This is a genomic window from Alteromonas sp. ISO5 (assembly GCF_058105165.1).
Map to the genome: position 1 here is coordinate 3,940,318 of NZ_CM176572.1, position 26,027 is coordinate 3,966,344.

Here is a 26,027-nt window from a genome sequence, read left to right on the forward strand (position 1 = left end):
ATTCGTTGTACTACTGTTAGCAGGCGGTAGTACAACATCAAATGAGCAATTCCCATGAGTGATCAAACCGTCATCGCGCAACTCAAAGCATTGCGCGAGAAAATCAATGACTATAACTATCAGTACTATGTGCTGGATGATCCCAGTGTCCCCGACAGTGAATACGATCGTCAGATGCAGGCGCTACAGGCGCTGGAAGCTGAGCATCCTCAGTTTATTACGCCCGATTCTCCCTCTCAGAAGGTAGGCGGCGAGCCCCTAGGGGCTTTTGAGCAGGTCACCCACGAAGTACCTATGTTGTCGCTGGACAACGGCTTTGAAGAAGCCGATCTGAAAGCCTTTGAAAAACGTTTGCTCGATCGTCTGAAAGCAGATAACACCCTTGCCTACAGTTGTGAGCCAAAACTCGACGGACTGGCTGTTTCGATTTTATATGAGAATGGCATTCTGGTTCGTGCCGCCACCCGGGGCGATGGTCAGGTAGGTGAAAATATCACCGCCAATGTCAGAACCATTGCCAATGTGCCACTGAAATTACGTGGTGCAGACTTACCCGAACGAATTGAAGTGCGTGGTGAAGTCTTTATGCCTCGAGATGGGTTTGAAAAGCTCAATGAAAATCAGCGCAACGCCGGACTTAAGGTGTTTGCTAACCCGCGTAACGCCGCAGCCGGCAGCTTACGTCAACTGGACTCCCGTATTACGGCTAAACGCCCGCTGATGTTTTATGCTTACTCGCTGGGGATTGTTAGTCCAGACACGTTTACCTTACCCGCCAGTCACCATGAACGACTGAAGCAACTGGCTGAGTGGGGGATCCCATTGTGTCCGGATATTGGCCTTACTACAGGAGCCAGTGGTTGTGTAGAGTATTATGAGCAAATCCTGTCGCGCCGTGATGGTCTCGCTTACGACATTGATGGCGTAGTGTTTAAGGTGGATGATATCGCCCTGCAACAACAACTGGGGTTTGTTGCCCGTGCGCCGCGCTGGGCTATTGCGCAAAAGTTTCCGGCTCAGGAAGAGATGACCCGTTTGCTCGACGTCGAATTTCAGGTAGGACGTACTGGTGCGATTACGCCGGTTGCCCGCCTGGAACCAGTATTTGTTGGTGGCGTCACGGTTTCTAACGCTACCTTACATAATCAGGATGAAGTTGAACGGCTTGGCGTGTGTATTGGCGATACAGTGATTATCCGCCGGGCGGGTGATGTTATTCCGCAGGTAGTTTCAGTGGTGGCAGACAAGCGACCAGAAGACGCCCGGGAGATTCAGTTTCCTGCCCAGTGCCCGGTATGTAATTCCCAGGTGGAGAAGCTGGCCGATGAGGCCGTGGCTCGTTGCACCGGTGGGTTAATCTGCCCTGCCCAACGTAAACAGGCGTTGAAGCATTTTGCATCACGCAAAGCGCTGGATATAGATGGACTGGGAGACAAGCTGATAGAGCAACTGGTGGATGCCGGCCTGTTAAAGACGCCGGTGGATATTTTTAGCCTGACGTTCCCGGCGTTGATTCAGTTGGAGCGGATGGGCGATAAATCGGCGGCAAATTTATTGCAGGCAATTCATAATGCTAAGCAAACCACACTGCCAAAATTTCTGTACGCATTGGGGATCCGTGAAGTGGGCGAAACCACTGCCGCTAATCTGGCCTTGCACTTTCAAACCTTAGAAGCGATCCAAAGCGCGAGCCTGGATGATTTGCAGGCAGTGCAGGACGTGGGTGTTGTGGTCGCTGAACATGTGTTTAATTTCTTTAATGAATCGCACAATACTGAGGTGCTCGAAGGGTTGCTGAATGCTGGATTAAACTGGCCTGAGATTGAAGCACCGGACGAAGCGGACCTGGTGCTCGATGGCAAAACCTGTGTTGTCACCGGCACGCTGAGTCAAATGTCGCGTAATGATGTTAAGGCATTACTGCAGCAGGTGGGTGCGAAGGTAGCGGGCAGCGTATCCGCAAAAACCGACTTTTTGGTGGCTGGGGAAAAAGCCGGATCCAAGCTTGCCAAAGCCCAGGAACTGGATGTGGAAGTGTGGGATGAAACGCGTTTAATGGCATTCCTGACGGATAACGGATTATTATAATTAAGTAGCCGGACGTTGTCCGGCTGTGTTTACTAATAGTATCTGTAACAGCAATAAGCTACACACTGTGTGTTATAGCGTCGTAATGAACAGGCAAGTTCCCGCCTGTTGCGCGGGCGTTGCACCAATTGTGTTTGACAAGCGATAAAGCGATCAAAATGGTTCCAGGAGTAATGCTGGTATTTTTAGCCATTTGTTTTCTCCAGGTGCCGATATCCCCCTGGTTATGATATTTGCACTGTAAGTCATTAACGTATAACACAACAACAGTTGGTGCTCTCTGCGGTCGCTGGCACGCATACACGCAGGGTGGTTTGTCATTATGCCCCGCGTGCCTGCGCCCGTTATTGAAATGCCAGGCGCTACACATTCTGAGAATAGGAAGTTTTAATGGAAGAAAATAAAACAATGGATTTGCTCTCTATTGCAAATGAGCTGGAAGCGTTCATCCAGTCTTGTGTACCTCAAAGCTCAAGAGTCAGCAAATACGGCGGAGCACTATTCACATTAAAACCAGAGGAAAAGGAAGGCCACTTTTGCGGTGTTTTCGTGTATTCGGCGCATGTTCAATTGTCATTTAGCAATGGTCTGAAGCTCATAGACGAACGCAAAATTCTCAAAGGTTCTGGTCAATATAGAAGGCATGTTAATTTCAAGAACGCTGATGAAATAGACTATGCTTATCTTAAAGAGCTATTATGCCAGGCAGCGAAGTTGTAAAAATGTAGCGCCTGCCAAGGCGCTGAACTAACTGGCTCACTTCGCTCGTTGAGACGCAAACACATGGCCGCATCAGCGACGGCCAGACACAGTATCTAAAATGTAAAAGCGCTATACGTACGTGTTAACATAATCAGCAGTCAGGTTTGCTCATTTCTGACAGTTTTCCAGAGCACTTAACCCGTTAACGCCCCAGTAGGGCTGAACATTGCCAATAGTATGTCCGGGCAGTCATAACGCTTAGTCTTTGGATTACCGCTATACGGGCTTACCCTGAGGATTATAACTCTGCCAATATTGAGCTTCGGCCGTGGCCGACACGGGATTCCTTGTTGGACGTGAATTTTCCGCAGGATATTCACCGCTTAAGCTTGAACTAAATAGGCTCGCCAATTGGTGATTGAGTGTTCACTGGTTGACCAATGGTATTGGGCTAAAGCGTCAGGGTTTCTTCGCGGTTAACACCTACGTTATCCATCATTGTTAGAAAATTATTGGTATGCAGATTAACCGTATCGCCTGCAGAGCTGGCGATAATGGTGTCATTGACCTTGAAGATGGCATTTACCGGGGTGTTGTCCCAGGCAAGCTGTCGTTGTTGATGCACCATCCGTTGTTGCAGCAGAGCCGCCCGGGCAGATTATAAACGGTATCTGCATGGTTGAGTCCTGTAGGCCTGTACAGGTTAAGCATCTCAATTCCTTTTGGTGCTAGGGACTGTTGAGCGGCTACTAAAGTCCACAGCAAAGGTTAACAGGTCCGGATCACAGGCGGTTATTGATGTGTTTAATTCAGCTATGTGATCTTTAAACGTTCTTTCTGTATAGCCGTTGTCGCGTCCAGCGTTGCTTTGCGTTTTTCTTCTTCCACTGCGCGTTGGCTAGCCTTTTCAATCAACTGTTCAATTTCTTGTTGCAACGCCTGTAATTTTTTGGCCTTTTGCTCAGCGCTAAGCGTCGTATCGTTGCGAACGGCCTCCATTTCTTTTTCGAGTTCTTTTATTTTTTCGCGATCAATACCGAGTCTGGCGGCTAAAATTAACTGGTTTACTTCATGCAGCAGTGAAGTTGGTTGGTGTGCCTCTGGTTCTGTTTTATTTAATGCAGTTTCGCCTTCGGAGTTCGCGGTGTCAGAAGGTAGCACTGCAGGTGCATTAGTTACCGCCGGTTGCTTTGTGGTAAAACTGGGTTGTGACGTATTATTGCCACCGGCATCAAGGGTGGTAAAAAAGCTGTCGTAAACCATTTTTAATTGCTGGTTGTATGGGGTCCAGCCGTCAATATTGACTCTGAACTCGAGATTGGAACGTGCATAGTTTTCCAGCAACTGGATATTTGTGCTGTTCCATTGTTGTTCAGGCGGAAGCACCGGGTTTTTCTCAGCGCCGGGTATATCAAGATTTACCCCATAAACCATATGATGCATAGTCAGTTCAAGCGTGGCTTTTTCGAAGGGCGCTAAATTTTTGGTAGCTTCTTCCCAGGCCGTTTTTACCGATGCTGGCGCATTAACCGGTGGGAAATGGAACGTTCTGGCCGGGCCTACTTCAACTATGCCGTCGTTATTCAAGTCAACGAGATCAGAGCCATCAGGTTGACTAAGCAGATTCTGTGCACCCTCACTACTCAACGCGTTTATGTGAATAGGATTGGCTAAACTATTGGCTTTTTGTACGAGTTTAAGTGCTTCGGGTGACAACGATTGGAGGAAATCTTTCGCTGAACCTTTGTGCTGCTCAGCGTCGGCTAAAATATCGGCGAATCCTGAAATGTCCTGTTCATTAAGTTGACGTCTCTGTAAAAGGGCAACTGAAGCGTCGCTAAATTCGTTTATGGTATTGATCATTTCTAATCCTTCAGCCATGTCTATTTCAAATGATTTTTATCCCACAATCACATCAGCGATTTCTATGCCAGATTCCCGACGAGGAATCTGCTTCATACTTTTGGGTAAAACCAAATTACTCAGTAGCAGTCTGTTAAGTCCGGTATTGACTGCGCAAATAAAAGACATTGCCGCTTTGCAGGCTGCTGCTCCCTGTTAGGGAACAGCATGGTAAATGCAGGACGGATGGTGTCACTTACGCCTGGCCAACCAAGGATGTCATTGGTGCCGGGGGACTGATACAGGCGGGTAAGGCAAAAAATTGCCGTAAAAGCGGAAAAAACTGGGCGGTATCCAGGATGGTGCTTGGTATGGGCTGAGCCAGTCACTACTGGCTCAGCGTAAGATGTATGAGTGTGAGCGTTTAGTAGGTTGTTTTTAGTCCCGTTTTTTGTGCCCGGCGTTCGGTTGCCACTTCAGAAGTACAGAGATGGCCTTGTGTAGAGGACAAATTAAAGCTATCTACTGCCCTTGGTATCAGGTGATTATTGGTTTGGCTTAGGCGCTGTTTGTTCTCTTCTGATAAAGCTCAACTGACCAATCCTGGATTTGAAGGGGTATTCACACGTCAGAAAGAGGCCTGTTATGCAGTTAATACACCTTCATCTTTGCTATTCTATTTTAGTACTTTATTTCTTATAGGAATTAAGGCTCGATGAATAAGCAAATTGAGGTAAGTGAGGTATTTTCTATATCTAAACTCGGCAGATACGTTACGGAAAGTCTTGTCTGCTGCTTTTTGCGGCCAAAAATTAACTTTGTTGATGTGCACTTATGACCACGAGCAGGCGATACCTGTGTGATCTACACTGGTCGTATTAAGCAATGTTTATCTAGGTCGCAGGGCTGCAACTTGGCTGTCAAATTTAAGTTGGGTCCCGCTTTCAATATTACCGATCTTTTATGGGATAAACTGGAATGAAACCTAATCACACTTCATTTGTTACTGGTTCTGCTGTGCCTGCCGGCGTTTTTCTTTTCTCAATTGCCAGGCTTTGCGAACCGAGAATCGCCAGAGCCAGTTCAGCGTATAGTATCCGGTTAAACTAAATACCACCGAACAGATCCCGCAGCCCAGTAAAAAAGAGGGGCCGATAGTCGATAGTGAGCTCACGACCCATTCCCAGGTGGGTTCAAAGTGAAAAGCCTCAGACTTGGTCCCAAGGACAGTAGAGCCGACCAGGTAGGCACCGTAGAATATGGGCGGCATGGTAAAGGGATTTGTTATCCAGACTGTCGCCACAGACAGTGGCAGGTTCACCCGGCAGGGGATTGCGGTGGCTGCCGATAACCACATTTGAAAAGGTACCGGCCAGAACGCAAAGAACAATCCAATACCAAAAGCGCCGGATGCGGATTTGCGGTTAAGATGCCATAAATTGGGCTCATGAAGAATGCTGCCAAAGATTTTTAAGGCCCGATTTTGCTTTATCGAATGGGGATCAGGCAAATAGCGTTTTATAAACTTCTTCGGCATATCTCTAACAATCTTTTCTCAAAACAGAGTCACTGGTGAATACAAGCATGCTAACAACTGCGGCGACAGCATTTAGCGGCGCAGTGATTTCAGGTCGCTGGTGGTCAGAACTGCCCCACAGCGGGTTGCCGTTGGCGCTGGCATTTATAATACTTTCAGCCATGGCATTACTCACAGCTGGATATTATAACGCAAAACGATGGCAAAAACCGTTACGCTTTGTTTGGGTGGCAGTGAGTGCAGCAACTGCCGGTCTTTTTATGGCATCGAGTTTAGGGCAATCATACCTCAAGTGGCAACAGCTTGATGGTGAAATTCAACAAGATGTCATAATTGAGGGACGAATTGTTGGTTATCAGCGCTTTGCCGACTACGACAGGTTAATCCTGACCAGTAATATCGTGGATCAGCATGCCTGGAATGAGCAGTGGGCAATACAGTTACACTATTACCGGCCGCAGGCTGCTTTTACCACTGGCCAGCGTATCCGCATTGCTGCCAGAATCAAACCGGCCCGGGCCATAGCGAATCCGGCTGGCTTTGATATGCAGCGCTGGTATGTCAGTCAACGGATAGTCAAAACTGGCTACGTGCGGGGTCAACGCATTACGTTGATAGCGCCGGATACGTCTATCCGCAATCGGTTAAAGTCCAGGCTAACCTCATTAAAACTGCAGGGCGAAAAGTGGCTGCTGGCCTTGTTGTTCGGCGAGCGTCAGGGGTTTTCCAAGTTGGACTGGCAAATGTTACAGCAAACTGGCACTGCCCATCTGTTTGCGATCTCCGGTTTACATCTGATGATAGTGGCAGGCGCAATACTTATTGTGTTTAAAGGCTGTATCGCGGCTTCTGCCTGGTTAACCTTTGCCTTACCCAAAAGCCTGTATTTAACCGCTGTTATTCTCGTACTTGCTATGTGTGGATTTTATGCCTATCTGGCCAACTGGCAAACAGCCGTTTTACGAGCTTATAGTGCGCTGCTGATAATTGCTGTGTTGCATTTGCTTAACTTACGGTTGTCGCGACTAACACTGGTGTTACTGACGCTTACTGTCAGTATTTTGCTAGACCCCATGGCCGTTTACGGTGCGGCGTTGTATCTTAGTGTTGGTGCGGTGGCCATTATTATCTGGTTTCACTGGTGGTGGAGTAAGTCATCCGGTGGCGGCAATTGGATCAGGGGAGTAGTGCTGTTCCAGGTAACGCTGAGTTTCCTTATGGCACCTTTGGTGGGTGCGCTAATGGGGCAGGTGAGTCTGATTTCACCACTGATGAATTTACTGATCGTTCCGGTAATGTCGTTGTTGGTGATCCCTTTGTGTCTGGTGGGATTGCTATTGCTCATCATTCTGCCGGTTAATCATCCCATCACTGCCGGCGTGTTGCATGGTTGCTCCGTGGTGCTCGAATGGCTGATGCAGCGACTTCAGCAACTGGCCAGCTTTATGGGTGACTATGCAGCATTCCCGGTATTTTCTTCTACTTTATTATTGGCCAGTGTGATAGGGCTATTGCTTGTTTTAGCTCCGTCTTTTAAAGGGCGTTTATTGCTGCTTATTGTTACGCTTCTGGCTTGTTCTGGCGGTTTCCTGCCAGCCGTTAGTCGAACGAATGACTGGCAGCTACATGTCTTTGATGTGGGGCAGGGCAATGCCACACTTCTCAGCCGCAACAGCAAGGCTATTTTGATTGATACCGGTGCGGCCTTTGCCTCAGGGTTTAACTTCGTTGATGCGGTTATCCGTCCCTTCCTGCAAACCCGGGGATTGCAACTTGAACGGGTATTTATCAGTCATTTTGATAATGACCATGCCGGTGGAATTGATTTTATTCGCGAAGAGTATCCTGAGATCTCGATAGTCACTCCTAAGGATGATTGCCACTGGGGAGCCAACTGGCAGTGGCAGGGCCTGCAGGTGCGGGCGTTATGGCCCTTACCGGAGGCTAAAGAAGGCTGGTCTGATAACGATGGGTCCTGCGTGATTAAAATTTCGGATAGCCGCTATAGCGTGCTACTGCCCGGCGATATCGAGCAAAGGGCGGAGCAGGCTATGTTAGTCCTGCCTGATGTGAGTTTGGAACTGACTGCAAACATTTTACTGGCGCCGCATCACGGTAGTAAAACTTCATCTTCACCAGCCTTTATCGCACAGGTAAAGCCGCAATTTGTGGTATTTTCTCAGGGCTGGCTGAATCGCTGGGGCTTTCCTCATGGGCACGTTGTAGAGCGCTACCGGAATGCCGGCAGCCAGATTTCACTTGTCAGTCAGAGCGGTTATTTACGGTTTGATATCAGTCGTGACGGAATTAGTCATTATGCTTATCGGAATAGTCAGCACAGCCGCTGGTATCATAAATCGTTTGTAAACGAGTAATCTGCCCATACATAAAGACATTCCGCTCAGACGGTTTTGATAACGTAAATCGATAATTTTGGTGTGTCATGGGTATAGCAGGTACAATGGCGCCGATTTTTATAGTAAACAGTGAACTATGCAACAGAATGACGCTCAAGCATTACCAGTAAAACGGTTTTTTAGCTATCTGAAAGCCTACAAACTCGCCTTTATCCTGGCATTTTTAGGCATGGTGGGTTACTCGGCACTCGATACTTTTGTGATTTCTCAGGTTCAGCCTGTTATCGACCGGTCACTGAACAATCAGGACTACGGTTATTTACGCATGGCTGCATACCTGGTCGTGCCGGTTTTTGTTCTGCGTGGCATCTTTAATTTTATGGGCAGTTACGCACTAAGCTGGATTGGGGCTCAGGTGGTTATGACCATGCGTCAGCAACTGTTTAGTAAATATATCCACTTGCCGGTGAGTTTTCACGACCAGCATGCCAAAGGCAATCTGATTTCCAAAGTTATTTACGATACCGACCAGGTAGCTCGCGCAGCGGGTAAATCTTTGGCGATACTGGTCCGTGAAGGTGCCTTGGTGATAGGGATCCTGGCCTGGATGTTTTACCTGTCCTGGCAATTATCCCTGGTGTTTTTGTTCGTAGGGCCCGTGGTGGCTGTGATAGTCACTTTTGTGACTAAACGGTTTCGCATAGTCAGCCGCAATATTCAGAAATCCATGGGTAACCTTACCAGTGCGGTTGAGCAGGTGGTAAAAGGCCATAAAGTGGTTTTAATGTTTGGGGGACAGCAAAAAGAGCAGGAGCGTTTTGCTAAAAAGAATAACAACAATCGCCAGCAAACCATGAAGCTGGCCGTCACTCAAACCCTTAGTGTGTCGAGTATTCAGGTGATCGCTTCTGTTGCCCTTGCCGTGGTACTTTATATTGCCAGTACGCCGGGTATGCTGGCTGAACTCACAGCGGGTACTTTTGTTACCATCGTATTTTATATGGTGATGCTGCTTAAGCCCTTAAAACAGCTGACTACCGTGAACAGTGAGTTTCAAAAAGGCATGGCCGCCTGCCAGAGTATCTTCGCGGTGTTAGATGAAGAAATTGAAAAAGACACTGGTACCCTCGATGCTAATGAAATAAAGGGGCATATTCGTTTTAATCAAGTGACGTTCACCTATCCGGGTAAGCATACTCCCGCCATTGATATGATGAATTTGGACGCCCCTGTAGGTACCAGTATTGCGCTGGTAGGGCGTTCTGGCAGCGGTAAGTCGACAATGTCTAACCTACTGACCCGTTTTTACTTGCCAGAACAAGGGCAGATTACCCTCGACAACACGAATATAAACGAGTTTAAACTTACAGAGCTGCGTAAGAACATAGCTCTGGTATCACAACAGGTGACATTGTTTAACGACACTATTGCCAATAACATTGCCTATGGCGTGGCTGACAGTGTTTCCAGAGAGGCCATCGAAAAGGCGGCCAAACTGGCACACGTTATGGAATTTGCTGATTTGCTAGACGATGGTCTGGATACCATGATTGGCGAGGATGGCTCAGCCTTGTCCGGCGGACAGCGTCAGCGCGTGGCCATCGCCAGAGCACTGCTGCTGGATGCGCCGGTGTTAATCCTGGATGAAGCAACCTCAGCGCTGGATACTGAATCGGAGCGAATGATCCAGGATGCCCTGGTGACGCTACAGCAGGATCGTACCAGTATTATTATTGCCCATCGCTTATCCACTATCGAAAATGCCGATCAGATCCTGGTGATTGACCAGGGTAAGATTATCGAACAGGGCAAGCATCAGGAACTACTCAATAAGGGTGGCGCTTATGCGCAGTTACACGCCCTGCAATTTGGAGAGTAGTGATGTCAGCGCTTAACCGTATGTGGTATGAAGGGCGCTGGTATCAGTGGCTGCTATTGCCTTTTTCTCTGCTGTTTTTTTTGTTGTCAGCCTTACGAAGACTGCTGTTCAGGCTGGGTGTCAAAAAGACCGTAGCGCTACCAGTGCCGGTTATAGTGGTGGGCAATCTATCCGTAGGCGGTAATGGCAAAACCCCGCTGGTGGTAGCGCTTTGCGAGAGACTTCAACAGGCCGGCTATAAAGTCGGTGTGGTAAGCCGCGGTTATGGGGCCCAAACCAGCGAGTTTCCATACCAGGTAAGCGTAAATGATACAGCCCCCCTGGTTGGTGACGAACCTTTATTAATTGCCCGGCGCACCGGTGTGCCGGTGGTTATCGACCCCAACCGACCCCGGGCAGCACAGCAACTGGTAAAGCGAGGCTGTACAGTGATCGTCAGTGACGACGGCTTGCAGCATTACGCGCTTGGCCGGGATGTAGAGTGCGTGGTGGCTGACAGACGTTTATTTGGTAATCAGCAGCTATTGCCTATGGGACCGTTGCGCGAAGGCCTGTGGCGACTCAAAACCATTGATTTTTTAGTTTTAAATCAGTCGGACGAGGCGATAGCGTTGCCGGAAATCAGCAATATGCCGCCACCAGTTAAGATGTCGTTACAGCCAGGCAAACTGATTAATGTACTGCAACCTCAGTTACAGCGGGAGCTTAAAGAACTGTCACAGGAAACGCCTATCACCGCCATGGCTGGTATTGGCGATCCCAGTCGTTTCTTCAACCAGTTAAAAGAGATGGGCGTCAGGCTTGATCATTGCCTTGCGCTGGCCGATCATCATGCTATCGGTAAACAGGATATTCCGTCTGGCTGTGTAATTATGACCGAAAAAGATGCAGTAAAGGCGGTTGCGTATGCCCATGATAACTGCTGGTATCAGCCGGTGGATGCGATGCTACCCGAAGACTTTTATACTCAGCTCATTCAGCGTATCGCACGCTGAACAAAAATAACAAAGGAAACACCATGGCATTTGATAAAAAGCTGTTGGAAATAATAGCCTGCCCAGTGTGCAAGGGAAAATTGATGTACACAGACTACAATAATGTGCCCGGCCTGGTCTGCCGCTATGACCGACTGGTTTATCCGATTAATGATGGCATTCCGGTATTGTTGGAAGAGAAGGCCACGGCTATTTCGCTGGAAGCCCTCGAAGTACTGAAAAAAGGATAATCTTGGCCATGGATTTTACGGTTGTCATTCCCGCCCGCTATCAGTCCAGTCGCTTCCCTGGTAAACCGCTGGCAAATATTCAAGGCAAGCCCATGGTGCAACATGTGGTTGACCGGGCCAATGAGGCAGGCGCAGGTAAGGTCATAGTAGCCACCGACGATGAACGCATTGCCAGTGTTGCTGCGCAGTTTGCCTCTGTGGTGATGACTGCAACCACCCATACTTCAGGTACCGAGCGTATTGCCGAAGTCATCCAGACTGAGCAGATTGCCGATGACACTATTATTGTGAATGTACAGGGCGATGAGCCATTTGTACCGGCGGATAATATCCGTCAGGTGGCGGCTAACCTGGCGGCGAACCCTGCTATGCAAATGGCAACGCTGTGCACTCCCATTGCTCACGAAGACGATGTATTTAATCCTAATATTGTTAAAGTGGTCTTTTCTGCAACGGGTAAGGCGCTGTATTTTTCCCGCTCAGTGTTACCCTTTGCTCGCGATACCATGATGCAGCCGCCGGTGAGCGCGGATCCCGACTTGTATTATCGTCATATTGGTTTGTATGCTTATAGCGCAAGTTACGTTAATCAGTACGTGAGTTATGAGCCGTCTGCATTAGAACAAATTGAGTCGCTCGAACAGTTAAGAGCTTTATGGTATGACGATGCTATTCATATTGAAGTCGCATTGTCGGAGCCGCCGGTAGGTATAGATACACCAGATGATCTGACTAATCTGCTGGCCAGCCTGGCAGCAGATAACTAGGCAGGAAGAGTTTACAGTGAGCAAAAAGCGCATAAGGAGTATTTATGAATGTTGTTATTACCGGAGCCAATCGCGGCATTGGCCTTGCGTTGGTGAAACAGTATCTGGCAGGCGGCCATTCGGTTTATGCCCTGTGTCGCAACAGCTCTGATGCGTTGAATGCTACCGGCGCTGAGGTCATGAGTGGCGTGGATGTCAGCGTGCCGGATAGTTTACCGCAAGCACTGGCGCCCTTAGGCGATGTTGATATTGATATTCTTATTAATAATGCCGGGGTGCTGGCCAATGAGGCAATCAGTGACTGGCAGCCCAATACCATCGATTATCAATTCAGGGTGAATGCCATGGGCCCGCTACTGGTTACCCAATGTTTGCTAAAACAACTTTCAACGGGTAGTAAGGTGGCACTCATTACCAGCCGCATGGGGTCAATGGCGGACAATGGGTCCGGTGGTTATTACGGCTACCGCATGAGCAAGGCGGCGCTGAATGCCGCCGGCGTTTCCCTGGCCAATGACCTGAAAGCCGATGGTATTGCAGTAGGCCTGTTTCATCCCGGATTTGTTCAAACAGAAATGGTTGGCGGCAATGGTGATGTTGACGCTGATACCGCCGCGGCCAGTCTGGTTGCCCGGATTAGTGAACTGACCATGGCGAATGCCGGGCAATTTATTCACGCTAAAGGTGATGTGCTGCCTTGGTAAGAGATTTATTGAGACGGATTATTCCGTCTCACCTTCGCTTTCATCCTGTTCTTCAGACATCACAGCCCACATGTCATGCTCATCAGTATGAATGACTTCGGCCCAGACATGCTGGCCGGGGGTGACATCATAAACCCCGTTTAAGTGCACCACGCCGTCCACTTCCGGTGCATCGGCATAGCAACGACCAACCGCGCCCTCTGCATCCACTGAGTCGATGACTATCTGATATTCCTGACCAATACGCTGTTTCAGGCGCTCGGCACTTATTTCACCCTGGACAGCCATAAAGCGCGCCAAACGCGCCTGTTTAACTTCTTCGTCCACCGGATCAGGCAGATCGTTAGCTACGGCCCCTTCAACTGGCGAGTAGGCAAAACAACCAACCCGATCCAGCTGTGCTTCGCGCATAAACTCGAGTAATTCCTCAAACTCTTCTTCCGTTTCGCCCGGAAAGCCTACGATAAATGTAGAGCGAATTATCAGTTGCGGACAGGCCTCACGCCATTGCTTAATACGTTCGAGAGTTCGCTCTGAACTGCCGGGACGCTTCATTAATTTCAGGATGCGCTTGTTGGCATGTTGGAAGGGGATATCCAGGTAGGGCAGGATCCTGCCTTCGTTCATCAGCGGGATGAGGTTGTCTACATGGGGGTAGGGGTATACGTAATGAAGCCTTACCCACATTCCCATTTCGCCAAGCTTTTCACATAATTGCTGCAGGTGAGTTTTCACCGGCATACCGTTCCAAAAACCGGTACGATGTTTCATATCCACGCCATATGCACTGGTATCCTGCGAGATCACCAGTAGCTCGTTAACGCCGGCATTTTTTAAGCGTTGGGCTTCGTCGAGAATTTCACCAATAGGCCGGCTCACCAGATCGCCGCGCATGGATGGAATAATGCAGAACGTGCAGCGATGGTTACAGCCCTCGGAGATTTTCAGGTAGGCAAAATGGCGAGGCGTCAGTTTAATACCGTGATCCGGAATAAGGTGCTCAAACGGATTATGCTGTGGTTTGGGCAGGTGGTCATGGACCTGATTGACCACCTCCTCATAGGCATGAGGGCCGGTTATCGCCAGGACATTGGGGTGTACTTCACGGATTTCATCTTCTTTGATACCCAGACACCCGGTAACAATCACTTTGCCGTTTTCAGCCAGGGCTTCGCCGATAGTATCCAGTGACTCCTGAACGGCAGCGTCAATAAAGCCACAGGTATTCACTATCACCAGCGCGGCATCATTGTAGGTGGGCACAACTTCGTACCCTTCAGTGCGCAACTGAGTAAGAATGCGTTCAGAATCCACCAGGTTTTTTGGGCAGCCGAGGCTCACAAAACCAATTTTGGCTTTCGCAGCGTCAGCGTTTGTCGTCATTTCTGATTGCTGCTTTAACACCGCTTTAGGTCCTTCCAGTGTGGTGGTTTGTTTGGGGTCAAATTTCTCAACGGTCATAGTGAACTCTGATGGTGTGCGACGGCAGTTTCAAAAGGGCGCAGATTATACCCAAAAAGATTGTTGAATTCATCCAACGAGTAATATCTTTCTAAGTCCGCCATCTGGACGAAAAACAAAAAACGCGGGTGGTTGGGATAAGTATTCAGTTTTTTCATCAGATACAGTAAAGCCAACCTGGTATGTTGGCATTCTGGCCAGAGCGAATGATGTGATAGACTGACGCGATTGCCTGGTAGTGGTATGTTGCCTGGTAAATAGTTGATCTCTGACTTTACCCGAGAGCGTCCCGGCATGGCTGATGATATTTTTTCTGTTTTTGTATGTAGTTTATGATCCCTTTACCACTCAAACATTACGACGACGCTGGTACGGTACTGCCGCCTGGATGGTTTTATTGGATGTTGGCGATAGCCTGTCGCGATTTGTTGCTGGTGTCGGCGTTTACCGCTATTCCGGCTGAGTCTGACAGACTTTATCGCATTTTCTTTCCGCACAGTGACGTGTTGTGGCTGCAAATTGTGGTGACATTACCGTTTCTGCTGGTGATTGTGCTAATGAGCTTCAGGGAACATTTGTGGAAGCGAGGGTACACAGGCTGGCCTTTACTGATAAAGCCGCTTTGCAGTCTGGGAAGTTTAGGCCAGTTGGTGTTGATTGGCGCTTTTCTGGAGCGCGCCGGTTGGCAGTTTAACGGTTACCTTGGGGCAGTGGCATTGCTGATGATTGCGTTAATGTATATGGTCAACCGCAGCCATCATCTGGCCATTATGTTACATGACTGGCGTCAGCCGCCAGTCAGGGATCGAGCAAAAGAATAAATTATTGAGTGTTATTAGTCAGCGCCTGATCGAAATATGCTTTAACACTCACCTGGCTGTCGTTAACCAGTCGTTCATAACAGATTCCGGCAAAGGCGTAAGAATATTCACCAACGTCCAGCACCACAAAAGGCGCTGTTTTATCGGACTCGTCATACCGCCAGGTACCGCCGATCAGACCGCGCATTACTTCACCAATGTAAGCACCATAAATATTGCAAAGCGTAAATACGGCGTTATCTTCCAGGGCCTGATCCTTGAAGCGGTCGATAAAAGCCAGTAGCAGGTTGTCAATTAGCTCAATGCTCTCAGCGCTATAGTCTAACTCAATGTTAAACATATCCCTACTGGTACCGACAGCGTCTTTTGCGCTGTCTGCCATCAGTTGTTCTAGTTCGTGTTGTTGCATAATGGCTCTCCTTTTATGGCTATTGTGCGGTAGCCTGCGTTAAATGTCGAGCGGCGCTGTCCCTAAATACCGGTGAGCTTATTGATAAGCCTGGCGGCGGCAAACATGCCAAACGATGCAGTCACCATAACCGATGCACCAAAACCGGAAGCGCAATCGAGACGCGTGCTGCCATCGGTGAGGGATTTGTTATGACAGACTGAACCATCGGGCTGGGGGTAGCGAAGTTGTTCGGTAGAATAGATACACTCAATACCGAAGCGTCGTTTAGGGTTTTTAGAAAATCCGTAATTACGACGTAATTCGTTACGTAGTTTTGCTGCCAGCGGATCCTGAATCGTTTTAGCCAGGTCGGCGCAGGTTATCTGTGTAGGGTCAACCTGACCACCAGCGCCGCCGACGGTAACAACCGGTAATTTATTGCGTTTGCAGTAATATAAAATACTGGCTTTGGCTTTGATGGAATCAGTGGCCTCGATGATACCATGGTAATCGCCGGCCAGATGCTCCATAACCGTATCGGGCGTGACAAAGTCCTCGATAATATTCACTTTGCAAGCCGGATTGATTTGACTGATACGCTCTGCCATCACCCTAACCTTGGCCTGGCCAACGGTATCATTGAGGGCATGGATCTGGCGATTGGTATTGGTGACACAGATATCATCCAGATCAATCAGGGTAATCTGACCTACGCCCGTTCTGGCCAGCGCCTCAGCACTCCACGAGCCAACACCGCCAATGCCAATAACGGCAATATGCAGCCCGGCAATGTGCCTGGTTTGTTGCTCGCCATATAACCGGGCAACACCGCCAAAGCGCTGTGAATCAAACATTTCAGACCCTTTTTGGTTGATGTTAATGATGGGACGGGTACTATCGGGGTGAGTTTAGCATTTTTCAATAGAATACCCATGTCTGAATGTGATTTTGCCATCGTTGGTACTGGTATCATTGGGGCTGCAGTGGCTTATAAGCTGAGTCAGCGCCAGCCTGGTGCTCGTATAATGCTGTTTGATAAGGAAAGTGACTGCGCAGCCCATCAAACCGGGCGTAACTCCGGGGTCATTCATGCCGGGGTTTATTATGCACCGGGCAGCTATAAAGCCCGTTTTTGTCGGGCCGGACTGGAACACACCTTTGAATTGTGCAGAAAGTTTGGCTTGCCCCATGAGCAATGCGGCAAGCTTATCGTGGCAACGAGTGAAGTTGAACTGACCGCTCTTGAAGACTTGTATCATCGTTGTGTGCAGAATGAACTGCGACCGCAGAGGCTTACTGGGACTGAAATTCAACGCCGCGAACCGGCCATCAATGCTGTGGGGGGCTTTTTCGTAGAGCAAACCGGTATTACTGACTATAAAGCTATTACTGCTTGCCTGTTACAACAGGCAAGCGCCCATGGCCGTTGCCAGATCCATTATCAACATAAGCTTGAGAGTATAGAGGATAGTAGTAACGGAGTGCTGTTACGGTTGTCTCATCCACAGGGCAAAACCGCAGTGAAAACGGCTAAATTAATCAATTGCGCCGGCATATACAGCGACGAACTGATCCGAATGCAGGGGCTCGAGTGTGACTTTAGGATGTTACCCTTTAAAGGGGAGTATTACCGTTTAAAGCGCAAATACGATGACATCACCCGCCATTTAATTTATCCGGTGCCGGATCCGGCGATGCCATTTTTAGGGGTTCACTTAACCCGAATGGTGGGTGGATACACCACTGTCGGGCCAAACGCCGTACTGACCACCGGGCGGGAAGCCTATAGCAGTTTATTCAGTACTGATGCTGAATGGCTACATCTTTTTGCCCACGGTGATGTGTGGAAGCTACTCTGGCGGTATAAGCTAGCTGCTGTCAAAGAGTTATATTCATCCTTGTCTAAAACACACTATGCAAAGCTGGTGAGTCGTTATTGCCCCGGCATTACCGCGGCGGACTTTTTACCTTATCGCGCAGGGATCCGTGCTCAGGCTGTCGATCGTAATGGCGCACTCGTGCACGACTTTAAGTTTGTTGAATCTTCCCACGCATTACACGTTGGCAATGCACCATCGCCAGCGGCCACCAGTGCCTTGCCCATTGCTGATGAGATAATTAACAGACTGTTCTAAAACATAGAACAATCAATCCAAATGTTCCGTTAAACCGTTTAGACAGATGTGTGTTCCACTTAGCACGCAAACATTTATCTTACACGGGAGAGCATCATGGGCTTGTTAGTTGATGGCAAATGGCACGACAAATGGTATGACACCGACAAAAACGGCGGTCGATTCGAGCGTCAGGATTCGTTGTTCAGAAACACCATCAGTGAGGAAAGCGAGTTTCAGGCCGAAAGCGGTCGCTATCATTTGTATGTCTCTCTGGCCTGCCCGTGGGCACACCGCACCCTGATAATGCGAGAGCTTAAATCCCTCAATGCCCATATCGGTGTTTCGGTCGTTAATCCGGAAATGCTGGATAAAGGCTGGAGCTTTCTGCCTCACAAGGGCAGCACCGGGGATACGTTGTACGGCCACCAGTTTATGTATGAAATTTATTTGCGCCAGCAGGCAGACATAAGCACTCGTGTTACGGTGCCGGTACTGTGGGATAAAAAGACTGAAAAAATCGTGAATAACGAATCGGCTGAAATCATCAGGGTTCTGAATACCAGCTTTAATGATATCACCGGCAACCACACTGATTATTACCCCGAGGCTTTACAAGCTGACATAGATGAAGTCAATCAATGGGTGTATAACGACATCAATAACGGCGTATACAAAGCCGGGTTTGCCACTGAGCAGCAGGTTTATGAAGAGGCTGTTAATGCGTTATTCGACGCTCTGGACAAAGTAGAAGCTCGCCTTGAAAAACAACCTTTTCTGGTGGGCGGTATACTGACCGAAGCAGACATTCGTTTATTTACCACGTTAGTGCGATTTGATGCCGTGTATCATGGACATTTTAAATGTAACCGTAAGCAAATTCGTGACTATCCAGCCATGTTTAATTATATGAAGCGCATTTACCGCATGCCGGGCGTCGCTGATACCACTAACATGGAACATATAAAGCGCCATTACTACTACAGTCACACAATGATTAACCCCACACAGGTGGTTCCCGCAGGGCCCGATCTGTCTTTATGGAAGTAAGCAAATAATGACAAACCGAACCATTAAACAACTCGTCAGTGGAATGCCGACCCAGGACGGGGCTGGCGTGAGCTTAACCCGGATTATCGGCCAGCGTTTATTACCGAATCTCGACCCGTTTCTGATGCTCGACTTTTTCGGCTCGGATAAACCCGATGAATATATTGCCGGCTTCCCGCCGCATCCGCACCGGGGCTTTCAGACGGTGACTTACATGCTGAAAGGTAAAATGCGCCATCGGGATTCAGTGGGCAATGAGGGAATTATTGAAGACGGCGGTATCCAGTGGATGAATGCCGGTAAGGGCATTATTCATGAAGAGATGCCGCAGCAGACAGACGGTGTGCTTAAGGGGTTTCAGCTTTGGGTAAATTTACCGGCACAAGATAAGATGTCTGCACCCGGCTATCAGGATATTCAACCTGATGAGGTAAAAACCGTTGCCGTGGGGCAGGGAATGCAGGCGAAAGTGCTGGCAGGATCACTTAATGGTGTAAGCGGACCGGTGAATACGGCCAGAGTAAAGCCATTATTTACCGATCTGCACTGGCAGGCAGATGCATTGGCGACTATTCCGGTAGCGACAGGTCATAGTGCATTTATCTATTGTTATGAAGGCAGCCTGGAGGTTAGCGGTGAAATCATCGGCAGCGGCAAACTGGCAGTACTGAATGACGGCGAAACAGTAGAACTTAGCAGTGTCGAGGCCGGTAAAGCAATCTTGGTTGCTGCGGCACCGATTGGTGAACCGGTGGTACAATACGGTCCTTTTGTGATGAATACCCAGGCAGAAATTCATCAGGCCATTTCCGATTACCAACAAGGTAAATTAACCGCTTAAATAATGACAATACAGTTAACGAATTGACGGGAAAATAACCATTTTCCCGTCGACTAGTCGGTCCTGCCAATTTATTTCGATAAATTGCGCTGTGAATGTTGATTGCCCTGCAGTCCTTGATTAACATGGATTAAGGAATAAATAAGGGAATAAGCAGACAACCACTGCTTGTAGTTCGCTCCCGCAATCAACAGGAACCAACATGAAACCAGTCGTATTAGCCGGTGGCTCTGGCAGTCGTTTATGGCCTAAATCCAGAGCAGCCTTGCCTAAGCAGTTTCTCGCTTTAACTTCAGAACAAACCATGTTGCAGGAAACACTACAGCGCCTTGATGGTAGCAGTGCTGCTAACCCCATTGTGATTTGTAATGATGCGCACCGCTTTTTAGTGGCTGAGCAATTACGTCAAATGGGCGGCGATCATGGTGGCATTATCCTGGAGCCTGTTGGACGTAATACAGCCCCGGCGATAGCGCTGGCAGCTTTGCATGCCATGCAAACTGATGATGATCCGGTATTACTTGTACTGGCTGCCGATCATCTGATTAAAGACTCTGCCGGTTTCCAGGCCGCCGTTAGTAAAGCTAACGAGCTGGCGATGGATGGTAACCTGGTGACTTTTGGTATTGTGCCCGATCAGGCTCACACCGGTTATGGTTACATTAAAGGCGGTGAGGCGATTGGTGTTGGCATGAAGGTGGATGAATTTGTCGAGAAGCCAGACCTTGCCACTGCGCAACAGTATGTTGATTCCGGAAACTACTTCTGGAATAGCGGCATGTTTATGTTTAAAGCCAGCGTATACTTGGCTGAACTGAAAAAGCATGCGCCAGAAATGTATGCTATCTGTGAGCAGGCAATTGCTTCAGAGAGTAAAGATTTAGACTTCATCCGCATCGACCCGGAGATCTTTGCTACCTGTCCTGACGATTCTATCGATTATGCCGTGATGGAAAAAACGGCATTGGCTGCCATGGTGCCGCTGGATGCTGGCTGGTCTGATGTAGGCAGTTGGTCATCACTGTGGGAAACCGCAGATAATAAAGACGAAAGCGGTAACGTGATTGTCGGCGATGCCATTTTAGAAGGTGTTAACAACAGCTATATCAATGCTGAGGAGCGTTTGATAGCCGTAGTTGGCCTTGATGATGTGGTGGTGGTCGAAACTAAAGACGCCGTTATGGTGGCCAATAAAAACAAAGTGCAGGACATTAAAAATGTCGTGAACAAGTTAAAAGCTGAAAAGCGCCCTGAGTTCCAGTTCCATCGTGAAGTGTTCCGCCCATGGGGCAGCTATGATTCAATCGATAACGGTAAGCGTTTCCAGGTTAAGCGCATTACCGTTAAGCCGGGCGAAAAACTGTCGGTCCAGATGCATCACCACAGAGCTGAGCATTGGATTGTGGTATCGGGTACTGCCAATGTCACTATCGGTGAGAAAACCCAGCTGGTGACCGAGAACGAGTCGGTATATATTCCGATTGGTGATGTACATGCGCTGGAAAATCCGGGCAAAATTCCGCTCGAACTCATTGAAGTGCAGTCGGGTGCTTATCTGGGCGAAGACGACATTGTCCGCTTCTCAGATCGCTATGGTAGAACCGAGTCAAAATAAGCTGAGTAAAAACAACTATGACAACATCGATTACCTGTTTCAAAGCCTATGATATCCGTGGTGAGTTAAACACTCAGCTTAATGAAGAGGTCGCTTACCGGATTGGTTTTGCTTTTGCAGAAGAATTATCGGCTAAATCTGTAGTGGTGGGCGGTGATGTTCGTCTCACTTCCACACCGCTGAAACTGGCACTGAGTGCCGGCTTGATTGATGGTGGTGCAGATGTCACCGACATTGGTATGGCTGGTACCGAAGAAATCTACTTCGCCACTAAACACCTCGGCGTCGATGGCGGAATCGAAGTAACCGCCAGCCACAACCCGATTAATTACAATGGGATGAAGCTGGTTAAGGCCGGATCTGTGCCCATAAGTGGTGACACCGGTCTGAATGCTATAAAAGACCGCGCCGAAGCGCTGGACAGTGACTACGTGGCTGAGCGTATAGATTTTTATGCTAAAGGTGCCAAAATCGACGCGGATGCGTTCTTCAACGGTAAAGCACACATTGCTACGGACATTCTGACAGAAAGCGGTAAATACCATCGCCATTTAAATATGGATGCTTACGTTTCACACATTTTATCTTACGTTGATATCAATAACTTTACCCCGCTTAAGATTGTAACCAACGCAGGTAACGGTGCTGCAGGTCTGGCGCTGGATGCCATCGAGAAAAAACTGCATGAGAAAGACGTACCGATTGAGTTTGTGAAAGTGCATCACAATGCAGACGGCACTTTCCCTAATGGTATTCCTAATCCTTTATTGCCGGAAAATCGCGCTGATACCGCTAATGCGGTAATCAAAAGCGGGGCAGACTTTGGTATTGCCTGGGATGGTGACTTCGATCGTTGTTTCTTGTTTGACGCTGACGGTAATTTTATTGAAGGCTATTACATTGTGGGTTTGCTCGCCCAGGCGTTTCTTAATAAAGGTCCAGGCAAAATCATTTATGATCCACGTGTTTACTGGAACAGTGAAGACATTATTAAGTCATCTGGTGGTACGCCGATTAAATGTAAAACGGGTCATGCCTTCATTAAAGAACGGATGCGTCAGGAAGATGCCGTGTATGGCGGCGAAATGAGTGCTCACCATTATTTCCGCGACTTTGCCTATTGTGACTCAGGCATGATCCCCTGGTTGCTGGTAGCTGAGCTTATCTGTACCCGTCAGCAATCATTGGCATCCATGGTGAAAGAACGGATTGAAGCGTTCCCATCATCTGGTGAAATTAACAGTAAGTTAAAAGACGCTGATGCGGCGCTGGCCCGTGTTCTTGAAAAATACCAGCCATTGGCCGAAGTAATTGATGAAACCGACGGTATTGGCCTGGAATTTGGTAACTGGCGGTTTAATTTACGTAAATCCAATACTGAACCAGTGATTCGTCTGAATGTTGAATCAAAAGGTGACATTGCTTTAGTTGAAGAAAAAACCAAAGAACTACTGGATTTAATCAGAGCCGAATAATCCATCCAGAGTGAATAAAGCATGCAATTAAAAACACCAGCTTCGGCTGGTGTTTTTATTTCAAAGGATTAATTTGTTGCGACTTAGCGGCTGAAAATCATCAACGCGTGGGATAACACAACCACCGTGGTTAACTGCATACGCAGTTTCGTGTAGGCAACAACCATTTCTTTTGGCAGGGTCAGTACCTGTTTGTCGTAAAACATCATAAACAGGTAACTTATGCTTAATACGCCTAACACCCAAGGCGCGCCGGTTTGGGTTAAACACAGCCAGCCTACAATGGTCGGCAACATAGCGACATACATTTGATGGGCTGGTTTATTGCTGCTAATGGCATCGTACCAGTGCACGCCACCAAAAAACGACAACAGGACGGCCGAATACTGAGTAAAGTAAAGATAGACCAGGGATTGCGGCAGGATATCAGTGAGTGTTAAAGCATTTAAACCAATAAAAGGCAGCAAACCGGCGTAACCTAATTGTTTTATGAGGGGTTGCATTGTTATGGAAACACCTTACTTATAATAAATGATTAAAATTTATTACGAAAATTTCTAATCTGTGGATTATTAAATCTGTCACAGATTTCCATATACCTAATAAGTTAAAATTGCGCACACAATGGCTGTAAATATAAAGTAAATTCATAAGTTAAATTTACGTTAAGTATCTATTCAGTAATAAAAAAGGCTCGCATCGCGAGCCTTTTTTTGCAAACAATAAATTAACTTTATTTGATTGGCGTATATTTACGCTGAGTGTGACCCGTATATAACTGGCGCGGACGACCGATCTTCTGTGCAGGATCAGACATCATTTCGTGCCAGTGTGAAATCCAGCCAACCGTACGAGACAGGGCAAAGATACAGGTAAACATGTTAGTTGGAATACCGATTGCTTTCAGTACGATACCAGAGTAGAAATCGACGTTCGGGAACAGTTTCTTCTCTGCAAAGTACGGATCTTCAAGCGCAATGCGTTCCAACTCCATCGCTACGTCAAGCAACGGATCCTGAACGTTCAGCTCTTTGAGTACTTCGTGACAGCTTTCTCGCATTACAGTAGCGCGAGGATCGTGGTTTTTGTAAACCCGGTGACCAAAGCCCATTAAACGGAACGGGTCGTTTTTGTCTTTCGCGCGCGCGATAAACTCAGGGATCCGGTCTACTGAGCCGATTTCTTCCAGCATGTTCAGACAAGCTTCGTTAGCACCACCGTGCGCAGGGCCCCATAGAGATGCGACACCGGCGGCAATACAGGCATAAGGATTGGCACCTGAAGAACCTGCTAAACGAACGGTAGAGGTTGAAGCGTTTTGTTCATGGTCAGCATGCAGTGTGAAAATACGATCCATAGCACGTTCAACCGCGGGGCTGATTTTATAATCTTCAGCCGGGACGGAGAACATCATATTCAGGAAGTTAGCCGCGTAGCTCAGGTCGTTACGAGGATAAACAAATGGCTGACCGATGTTGTACTTGTAACACATCGCTACCAGGGTAGGCATTTTAGCGATCAGGCGATGAGCGCAACGTACACGCATATCGAAATTATGCACGTCTAAATCACTGTGATAAAACGAAGACATCGCGCCTACCGTACCGTTAAGCATCGCCATTGGGTGGGCATCGTTACGGAAGCCATGGAAAAACATGTGGATTTGCTCATGAACCATGGTGTGGCGTTTAATAGTGTTTTTGAATTCTTCGTATTCTTCTTTGTTTGGTGCATCACCGTGCAGAAGCATGTGACAAACTTCAAGGTAGTTTGCATCGCGTGCCAGCTCATCAATTGGGAAGCCACGGTGTAACAGAACACCTTTTGCGCCATCAATGAATGTAATGGAAGACTCGCAAGATCCAGTCGCCAGGAAACCAGGGTCATAAGTAAAATAGCCGTGTTGACCAAGGGCACGAATATCAATGACATCTTGTCCTGCTGTACCAGACAAGATAGGAAGCTCTATTTCCTTGTCGCCCGCTTTCAGAATGGCTTTTTGATCTGCCATAAGTTGCTCTCCTCAGAATTTTCTTTATCGGGATGTTACTCAATTTTGAGCAATCCGGTGGGAAAAGTGGCGTATTTGTACTTTATTATGCAGTAACAAGTCAATTTTATTACTTATATTACACATAAATATTCTAGATTGCCTGAGATTATACTGGTTATGTAGTACCCAGGATCAAGCCTTTTTATCCTTTCTACGACCTAAGACTAATGTCCTAATACCACACAAAAAATTGTAATTATAATAGGTCGTGGATATACTCTGGCCTACTTAAATTAACTGAATATTTATTCTGTTAATTAAGTAATAAAATATTCACAAAATGTTAACACCTCATTGGATGAGAAAATTAACTTAGTAACAATCAGAATCACTCTGTCAGGACTCAACACGAGAGTGATTTGTCCCTACGGATAAAACAGGCAAAAATTGTGAAAAAGCAAAGACCAGTAAATTTAGACCTTAACACCATTAAATTTCCTCCCTCTGCTATTTCGTCAATTCTCCACCGCGCTACCGGCGTCGCAATGTTTTTTGCGCTGCTGTTTGTGATCTGGGCATGGGCCGTTTCGGTATCATCTCCAGAAGGCTTCGCCAACGTGCAGGCTTTAATGGACGGATTGATTGGAAAGATCATTGCAATCGGCACAGCTTCTGCGCTGACCTATCACATCCTTGGCGGTATCCGTCACGGCATAATGGATATGGGTCACTGGGAAGAGCTTGAGTCTGGTAACTTAAGCGCGCAAGTTGTTATGGGTTTGTGGGTGGTACTGACAGTAGTTATAGGGGTTGCGTTATGGTAACTAATCAGGCAAGCATCAAGCGTAATGGTGTACAGGATTACGTTTCTTTACGCACAACGGCGGTAATTATCGCAGTCTACACATTCTTCATGGCCGGATTCTTTATCACTACTGAAGAAATCACGTTCGACGTATGGCAGGGCTTATTCTCTGGTATGGCGATGAAAGTATTCACCCTCGCTGCATTGGTTTCCATCATGATCCATGTTCGCATTGGTCTGTGGCAGGTGTTAACCGATTATGTTAAGCCAACCGGTTTGCGCGCTACCATTCAGTACGTACTGAATATTATCGCGTTCGTATACGTGGCCGTTGGTTTGTTTGTTTTGTGGGGAGTGTAA

The 26,027-nt window shown here is 47.8% G+C and carries 24 protein-coding genes; 16 read left to right on the forward strand and 8 right to left on the reverse strand.

What is annotated here, in order from left to right; genetic code table 11:
- Positions 1-54 precede the first annotated feature (54 nt).
- Both ligA and AC2T0J_RS17695 read left to right on the forward strand, forming a co-directional pair.
- The gene (gene ligA / locus AC2T0J_RS17690) at positions 55-2,088 is read left to right on the forward strand and encodes an NAD-dependent DNA ligase LigA (protein ID WP_489807080.1); all 2,034 of its coding nucleotides are present in this window, start codon (positions 55-57) and stop codon (positions 2,086-2,088) included.
- A 390-nt stretch (positions 2,089-2,478) separates the two neighbouring features.
- Complete coding sequence (locus AC2T0J_RS17695) at positions 2,479-2,808, forward strand: DUF1801 domain-containing protein (RefSeq protein WP_489807081.1); 330 nt, start codon at positions 2,479-2,481, stop codon at positions 2,806-2,808.
- Positions 2,809-3,241: 433 nt separating this feature from the next.
- Here AC2T0J_RS17695 and AC2T0J_RS17700 read toward each other — a convergent pair whose 3' ends face one another.
- The 3 genes from AC2T0J_RS17700 to AC2T0J_RS17710 form a co-directional block, all read right to left on the reverse strand.
- Positions 3,242-3,418 carry a hypothetical protein gene (locus AC2T0J_RS17700; protein ID WP_489807082.1) on the reverse strand — a complete coding sequence of 59 codons (177 nt, stop codon included), beginning with the start codon at positions 3,416-3,418 and terminating at the stop codon, positions 3,242-3,244.
- A gap of 185 nt (positions 3,419-3,603) precedes the next feature.
- A complete protein-coding gene (locus tag AC2T0J_RS17705; protein ID WP_489807083.1) occupies positions 3,604-4,653 on the reverse strand; it encodes a hypothetical protein in 1,050 nt (349 codons plus the stop codon).
- A gap of 982 nt (positions 4,654-5,635) precedes the next feature.
- Positions 5,636-6,169: a DUF2062 domain-containing protein gene (locus AC2T0J_RS17710; protein ID WP_489807084.1), complete on the reverse strand. Its 534-nt coding sequence runs from the start codon at positions 6,167-6,169 to the stop codon at positions 5,636-5,638.
- Positions 6,170-6,216: 47 nt separating this feature from the next.
- Between AC2T0J_RS17710 and AC2T0J_RS17715 the strand changes: the two genes are divergently transcribed.
- From AC2T0J_RS17715 to AC2T0J_RS17740, 6 genes are all read left to right on the forward strand, one after another.
- Positions 6,217-8,544, forward strand: a complete 2,328-nt coding sequence (locus AC2T0J_RS17715) for a DNA internalization-related competence protein ComEC/Rec2 (protein WP_489807085.1) — start codon at positions 6,217-6,219, stop codon at positions 8,542-8,544.
- Between the two features lie 118 nt (positions 8,545-8,662).
- Positions 8,663-10,405, forward strand: a complete 1,743-nt coding sequence (gene msbA / locus AC2T0J_RS17720) for a lipid A export permease/ATP-binding protein MsbA (protein WP_489807086.1) — start codon at positions 8,663-8,665, stop codon at positions 10,403-10,405.
- A 2-nt stretch (positions 10,406-10,407) separates the two neighbouring features.
- Positions 10,408-11,400, forward strand: a complete 993-nt coding sequence (gene lpxK / locus AC2T0J_RS17725; RefSeq protein ID WP_489807087.1) for a tetraacyldisaccharide 4'-kinase — start codon at positions 10,408-10,410, stop codon at positions 11,398-11,400.
- 23 nt (positions 11,401-11,423) lie between these two features.
- Positions 11,424-11,630 carry a Trm112 family protein gene (locus tag AC2T0J_RS17730; RefSeq protein ID WP_489807088.1) on the forward strand — a complete coding sequence of 69 codons (207 nt, stop codon included), beginning with the start codon at positions 11,424-11,426 and terminating at the stop codon, positions 11,628-11,630.
- Between the two features lie 8 nt (positions 11,631-11,638).
- Positions 11,639-12,397, forward strand: a complete 759-nt coding sequence (kdsB, locus tag AC2T0J_RS17735; protein WP_489807089.1) for a 3-deoxy-manno-octulosonate cytidylyltransferase — start codon at positions 11,639-11,641, stop codon at positions 12,395-12,397.
- A gap of 44 nt (positions 12,398-12,441) precedes the next feature.
- Positions 12,442-13,101: an SDR family oxidoreductase gene (locus tag AC2T0J_RS17740; protein WP_489807090.1), complete on the forward strand. Its 660-nt coding sequence runs from the start codon at positions 12,442-12,444 to the stop codon at positions 13,099-13,101.
- A gap of 18 nt (positions 13,102-13,119) precedes the next feature.
- Here the strand turns inward: AC2T0J_RS17740 and rimO are convergent, their stop codons facing one another.
- The gene (rimO, locus tag AC2T0J_RS17745; protein WP_489807091.1) at positions 13,120-14,562 is read right to left on the reverse strand and encodes a 30S ribosomal protein S12 methylthiotransferase RimO; all 1,443 of its coding nucleotides are present in this window, start codon (positions 14,560-14,562) and stop codon (positions 13,120-13,122) included.
- 332 nt (positions 14,563-14,894) lie between these two features.
- On the opposite strand from rimO, the gene AC2T0J_RS17750 reads away from it, so the two are divergent.
- Positions 14,895-15,383 carry a DUF2919 family protein gene (locus AC2T0J_RS17750; protein WP_489807092.1) on the forward strand — a complete coding sequence of 163 codons (489 nt, stop codon included), beginning with the start codon at positions 14,895-14,897 and terminating at the stop codon, positions 15,381-15,383.
- A 1-nt stretch (position 15,384) separates the two neighbouring features.
- On the opposite strand, the gene AC2T0J_RS17755 is transcribed toward AC2T0J_RS17750, so the two are convergent.
- Complete coding sequence (locus tag AC2T0J_RS17755) at positions 15,385-15,792, reverse strand: hypothetical protein (protein WP_489807093.1); 408 nt, start codon at positions 15,790-15,792, stop codon at positions 15,385-15,387.
- Positions 15,793-15,854: 62 nt separating this feature from the next.
- Positions 15,855-16,628: a tRNA cyclic N6-threonylcarbamoyladenosine(37) synthase TcdA gene (gene tcdA / locus AC2T0J_RS17760; protein ID WP_489807094.1), complete on the reverse strand. Its 774-nt coding sequence runs from the start codon at positions 16,626-16,628 to the stop codon at positions 15,855-15,857.
- 78 nt (positions 16,629-16,706) lie between these two features.
- On the opposite strand from tcdA, the gene lhgO reads away from it, so the two are divergent.
- The 5 genes from lhgO to AC2T0J_RS17785 all read left to right on the forward strand — a co-directional run bounded on the left by lhgO (position 16,707) and on the right by AC2T0J_RS17785 (position 22,869).
- The gene (gene lhgO, locus AC2T0J_RS17765) at positions 16,707-17,909 is read left to right on the forward strand and encodes an L-2-hydroxyglutarate oxidase (RefSeq protein ID WP_489807095.1); all 1,203 of its coding nucleotides are present in this window, start codon (positions 16,707-16,709) and stop codon (positions 17,907-17,909) included.
- A 96-nt stretch (positions 17,910-18,005) separates the two neighbouring features.
- On the forward strand, positions 18,006-18,938 hold the full coding sequence (locus AC2T0J_RS17770) for a glutathione S-transferase family protein (protein WP_489807096.1): 933 nt from the start codon (positions 18,006-18,008) through the stop codon (positions 18,936-18,938).
- Positions 18,939-18,945: 7 nt separating this feature from the next.
- Entirely contained in the window at positions 18,946-19,779 is an 834-nt protein-coding gene (locus tag AC2T0J_RS17775; RefSeq protein ID WP_489807097.1) for a pirin family protein, read from the forward strand.
- Positions 19,780-19,981: 202 nt separating this feature from the next.
- On the forward strand, positions 19,982-21,394 hold the full coding sequence (locus AC2T0J_RS17780; RefSeq protein WP_489807098.1) for a mannose-1-phosphate guanylyltransferase/mannose-6-phosphate isomerase: 1,413 nt from the start codon (positions 19,982-19,984) through the stop codon (positions 21,392-21,394).
- 17 nt (positions 21,395-21,411) lie between these two features.
- Positions 21,412-22,869: a phosphohexomutase domain-containing protein gene (locus AC2T0J_RS17785; RefSeq protein ID WP_489807099.1), complete on the forward strand. Its 1,458-nt coding sequence runs from the start codon at positions 21,412-21,414 to the stop codon at positions 22,867-22,869.
- Between the two features lie 83 nt (positions 22,870-22,952).
- Here AC2T0J_RS17785 and AC2T0J_RS17790 read toward each other — a convergent pair whose 3' ends face one another.
- Positions 22,953-23,372, reverse strand: coding sequence for a DUF3429 domain-containing protein (locus AC2T0J_RS17790; protein ID WP_489807100.1), 420 nt, complete (start codon positions 23,370-23,372; stop codon positions 22,953-22,955).
- Between the two features lie 230 nt (positions 23,373-23,602).
- Complete coding sequence (gene gltA / locus AC2T0J_RS17795; protein WP_489807101.1) at positions 23,603-24,880, reverse strand: citrate synthase; 1,278 nt, start codon at positions 24,878-24,880, stop codon at positions 23,603-23,605.
- Between the two features lie 431 nt (positions 24,881-25,311).
- Here gltA and sdhC point away from each other — a divergent pair, with 431 nt between their 5' ends.
- Both sdhC and sdhD read left to right on the forward strand, forming a co-directional pair.
- Positions 25,312-25,686, forward strand: coding sequence for a succinate dehydrogenase, cytochrome b556 subunit (gene sdhC, locus AC2T0J_RS17800; protein WP_489807102.1), 375 nt, complete (start codon positions 25,312-25,314; stop codon positions 25,684-25,686).
- Entirely contained in the window at positions 25,680-26,027 is a 348-nt protein-coding gene (gene sdhD, locus AC2T0J_RS17805; protein WP_489807103.1) for a succinate dehydrogenase, hydrophobic membrane anchor protein, read from the forward strand. Before sdhC ends, sdhD begins: the two co-directional genes overlap by 7 nt.